Origin of the sequence: Streptococcus sp. HMSC072D07, assembly GCF_001814835.1 — a bacterium.
GTDB lineage: Bacteria > Bacillota > Bacilli > Lactobacillales > Streptococcaceae > Streptococcus.
Map to the genome: position 1 here is coordinate 1 of NZ_KV818043.1, position 5085 is coordinate 5085.

The 5085-nt window shown below is 37.7% G+C and carries 3 protein-coding genes; all 3 read right to left on the reverse strand.

The annotated features are described in order from the left end of the window. Positions 1-310: 310 nt before the first annotated feature. From HMPREF2991_RS03275 to HMPREF2991_RS03285, 3 genes are read right to left on the reverse strand one after another with little or no spacing between them, the layout of a single operon-like run. Positions 311-1273 (reverse strand): DUF3644 domain-containing protein, encoded by a 963-nt coding sequence (locus HMPREF2991_RS03275; RefSeq protein WP_070566993.1) that lies wholly within the window; start codon positions 1271-1273, stop codon positions 311-313. Positions 1274-1276: 3 nt separating this feature from the next. Beyond that, the gene (locus HMPREF2991_RS03280; RefSeq protein WP_070566996.1) at positions 1277-4351 is read right to left on the reverse strand and encodes a type I restriction endonuclease subunit R; all 3075 of its coding nucleotides are present in this window, start codon (positions 4349-4351) and stop codon (positions 1277-1279) included. Continuing rightward, complete coding sequence (locus tag HMPREF2991_RS03285; RefSeq protein ID WP_070566999.1) at positions 4344-4919, reverse strand: restriction endonuclease subunit S; 576 nt, start codon at positions 4917-4919, stop codon at positions 4344-4346. Before HMPREF2991_RS03285 ends, HMPREF2991_RS03280 begins: the two co-directional genes overlap by 8 nt. Positions 4920-5085: the final 166 nt, after the last annotated feature.

A 5085-nucleotide genomic window follows, 5' to 3' on the forward strand; every position in this document is an offset into this window, starting at 1 on the left:
AGATACTTCCCCCAACTTCCGCTGTTCCCAAGGTTCAGTGTAACCCTTAAATCGGATACTTGGTCTTCTTTCTTCTTGCTTGCTCATAAAGCCCTCCTTTGAGCTATTTTCCATGTCTTACTATTTTGAAATTTTCTTACATTTGTTTTCATAAGAGGATTCACTCCTCTACAGCCCCTAGTTCTTTACAATATCTAGAAAAACTTGTATAATGTAATTAAAGATAACTTGTGAAGGATAAACGCTGGGTCCCAGAATGGGGTAGGTACTATAGTACTGAGCATTTCCTATGTGCCTGGGGTTATCTTTTTTACTTTCTTCTAAGGCTCTCAACAAAACGTTGAGGGTCTTTTTGAATCTCTGATACAATGAAATCTACAAATTGTTGCGAATATGTATATTGTTCTGTATTCCCTATTTTATGACAGTAGGCATATTTCTCATTCTGTTTGATATGATAAAAATCGATAATAAGACTCAATACATACTGATTAAATCCATTCTTATACCCTAGTTTAAGATTTCTCTTACTCAAACGATCACGAACAGCCGAGATGACACTATTATATGAATATTTGTGACTAATAGAAGGATCTTTTAGCTCTTTCACAATGGCAACTTCACTCGGAGCATTATTTTTAAGGGATACAACAAAATCAGCTTCTTCTTTCTTCTTAGTAATATAAAGATTCTGTTTGATTTCAATCGCAAACTTGTCAGAGCTATATTCCTCTGTCAGCACATCGATTTCATTTGCCTGCTGGATAAATTTTTCAGCGATTTCAGGTGGATATTTCAACCGGATTTCTTCATTCGTAAGAGGTTCATATGTAGCTGATATGGTTAAGAAGTTTTGCGCAATTGAGTCTGTGATAATAACTTGATGAAATCTTTGCATTTCATTTACAAAATTTAAAACACAAGCTTGAAAAAGTGGAGCATACTTCAGCTCATAGTCTTCAGTGATGAAATGCGTACTGATATTTCTCAGTTCGATAATCCGTTCCAAATTCAAGCGAACACGCGTATTTACATCAGAGTAGATTTTTTTAACAACCGCTTCAAGGCTCAATGTTCGATCAGGACTATCCTTAAAATAAATAGACTCCTGTCGATTCATCATTTCTGCCTTCAACATTAGTTCCCAAGCATTACATATAAAAAAACTAAAACCCTCAATCCTATAGCGAATGGTTGGCTTATTATAAATCTCTAATCCCAAGATAAAAGCTTCTATTGATTTCCCAATCAGTTGCTCTTTAATATCTTTCATAACCTATCCCTCTAACTTTTTCAATTGATCTGCCAATGCATAGAGAGCCTTTCGTAGAGCATTACGATATTTGATCCAAGACAAACTAGCGATTTCTGTTGCTGCAAGTGCTGGGTAGTCACTTCTAGCATCGTTCATGATTGTTGTAATTTCTCCTTGTTTATCCAAGTCTTCTTGCCCGATACGATGTTTCCGAATTAACTCTTCTAGTTCCTTAGGTTTAACACTATTATCCAGACCCCACGTGCGAATGAAGGCCGTCAACTGTTGGAGGCTACTTGCCGACTGAGCCTGTTCCATCGCTCGGGCCATACTGTCAACATCTCGAGGAGCAGGATAACGCTCAAAGACATAAGTTCCATTGTATATCTGATGTACAAAACGAGTAACACGTTCTTTCTCCTTGATATTGTCAGATTTGGCTAACTCAATTGAGATGTCTTCCTTAGTCTTTTCAGCCTTAGCCACTTCTCCGGCATGAATTTCATCTGCCATTTGTGCAATGAGTTCGATGAGGTAGTCATAATTGATTGTTACATCATGGATATGAACCATCTCTAGCATAATTTGTGAAATATCAATATTTTCTTTTTTTGCTCGTCTCTCCCGGAGTTCACCGACTAAGACTGTCGTCAACATGACTTCTTCATCTTCGATAAGCCCGATACCTGCATAAAATGCCTCTGGATCATCATAAGCAGATATAGGATTCCCCTCTTCATCTTCAGTGTATTGTTTGAGCTGACTAAGTAGACGGTTATAGGTTTGGATCTTTTCAAAGAGATTGTCCTGCTCTTTTTCACTCGGTGGCAATTGAATAAAGCCATCTGTCAGAACACGGAGATCTTCGACTATAGATTTGAGTTCCTCTTGTACTGTACTGAAAGGTTTGGAAGTGATGCCGGACTCTTGGTTATTTTCCTTCATTTCATCAAGATTCAACTCTGTTTGTTCGTCTGCAGAATGGCGATTGGAGTAAAGATAGAAAGCTTTGTTCATCTCAAACTCATTTTGCTCTGGCCAGCGATAGTTGACAACATTCCCAAATGGTTTATCAATCATATTATGCAGACGATTTGTCCGTGAATAGGCCTGAATAAGACTAGCACCTTTTAAGGTACGATCCACATAGAGAGTATTCAGTCCTGGGGCATCAAAACCCGTCAAGAGCTGATCCACAACGATAACGAGATCTAGATAATGTCCATCATCTGCCGTTTTATTTAGTCGTGTTCGAAGATTTTCGGTGTAGTCTTTCACGGTCTTCATATCAAATTCCGTATTGAAGAGACTATTATAATGCCTAATTGCACGATGCAAATTTTCGTTAGTCTGAAGCTGTTGATCGCCATTTGAAGTATCTGCTGAAAAACTAATCGCTACTTTCAAACGTTGTTCAGCTGGCTTGGTCTGATTGATTTCTTCAAACTTGTCAAAGTATTCCATGGCTCGAGGCGTTGAAGCCTTGTTCCCACCAACATGAACAGTAAACATAGCATTATATTTTCCCATATTCGAACGCTCATTCCAGTTATCAAAGATATCTTTCACCACTAGATTTACGTGATCCTCACTGGTGTCATAGACGCTGGCTTTAACATTGTCATCGATATCATCTGCTGTTGGATCTTCGGGCGCTGCAATTGTTTCTTTAAACTCAACATTAAACCCCAAAACATTTCGGTCAGCAATCGCTTCTTTAATCGTGTAGGCATGAAGAAGTTCTCCAAAAATTTCTTTTGTAATTGGAAACTTAGGCGTCCCCGTATATCCTACCCAAGCTGCATGAGGTAGTGCTTGACGGATTTTCTCAAGCATATTATCATTGTCACTACCATCTCCAGTAGACCTGTGTGCTTCATCTACAATAAAGAGAATATTGTCTTTAATAGGCTTAAAATCATCTCTAGAGACATAACGAGACATTTTTTGAATACTAGTCACAATGATATTTTTATCACTCTTGACCGTCAGCTTGCGATGTAAAGCCGAAATATTTGCAGTATCTGTAACGATACCATCTTTGTTTTCAAACCCAGCAACTGGATCATAGGCTTGGTAAGCTGTCGCTGTTTGTCCTGTCAATGCGATACGGTCAACCAAAAAGATAACTTTACTAACATTAGGTAAGCGACTAGCCAACCAAGCTGTCTTAAAGCTTGTAATGGTCTTCCCACTCCCTGTAGTATGCCAGATATAGCCTAGTTTACCATCCGAATAACTAAAATCATGTTTACGTACTTTGTCAATCACGCGCTTCGTAGCGTACACTTGATAGGGACGCATGACTTTAATACTCTCTTTATTCTTAGTTCCATCAAGGATCATGTATTGGGTTGCTAGATTATGTGCCATCGGGATAGACAGCACTTTGTCTGCAAATTCCTGCCAACGACGTACTGGTTTAGCATCTTCTTCATTCTGCCAGTTAAATGCAAAAGCCTGATTGAAATTTTCCAGCGGACTATTAGCCATGTAGCGTGTTTCATGAGGAGTCATAGCTACCAAAATCTGAAGAGTCGAAAAAATATCCCCATATTGCTTTTCTGCTATATATTGCTCCATCTGATTAAAAGATTCTTTCGTTCGATGCAACGCCTTCTTCAATTCAATTTGAATAATCGGAAGCCCATTAATAAGGAGAGTAATGTCAAAACGGCGATCCTTTTTACCATCGACTACCTTAGGACGACTAATCTGATTTACCACTTGATAAACAGTATTTCCTCCGCCAACCTGATCTTGATCAAATACTGTTAAAAATACATGCTCTCCACTATCTAGATCCACCTCAATTTCAGAATAACCATTAACACCATAAAGAAATTGCCCTGCTTGGTAGGGAGTTTTTAAGTCTGTGATTTGTTTTTTTACTTGTGCGAATTCCGTTCGGGATAAAGACCCACTGAGTTTCCCACAATTATTCTGCTCTAAAATATTTTTGAAATTATCCCAAAGAGCCTCTGTATTTTTCACACTTTCAAGATACTCCCACTGCTTCACTCCCCCAATATTTGTTAGGTAAGTAATGACTTCTTTTTCAAAAGCTAATTCAGATTTATTTTTATTTTCACTCATGTGATTCGCTCCTTAGTATTTGTTCAAGGCTAGTTTGGACGGTTGCCTCCAATAATTGACTATATTTCCTAAGCTGTGTTTGCAGTAGTAACAGCTGTTTATAGGCTTGACCTATTTTTTCTTGCTCCTCTATTGAAGGTAGGGGAATACGGATTCTCTCTAATGATTTAACAGGGATTCTCATGGAAGTACCCGTTCCTTGTAGCTCACGTTCCTTTTGACGCTGAACATCTCGAGATTGATTAAAAAGATAGAGAAAGTAAAATTTATCCAATCTTTCCTTTATGTTCACTTTGATAAAATTTAAAGTTAGTAATTTTCCTTCATTATCTTCGCCAACAATCGTCGCTAATCGCAATGGACTACTGATAACTACATCTCCTGCAACAAGAGACAGTGAAGTTTCATTAAGTTCATCAGTTCCTAGAGCAAACGACTTTTGATTCAAATCCGACTCAAATGAAGCATGATCATAAAACTGAAGAGACTCCTGATTTTGCTTCTCAATCCTAGTCGGATTTACACCAGCTGTAAAGGAAAGCAGATCTCCTAATTGACAATAGTCCATCGAATTCTCCTCTCGTAATTGTTTCTTTCATTCTACACCTAAACAAATAATTTGTCAAATATTTTTTGTAATATTTTTTTATTACAAAAAATATCTAAAAATCTCTTTTCTAAATAATAGAATATTTACTAACGCTTGGGAACAGCGGAAGTTGGGGGAAGTATCT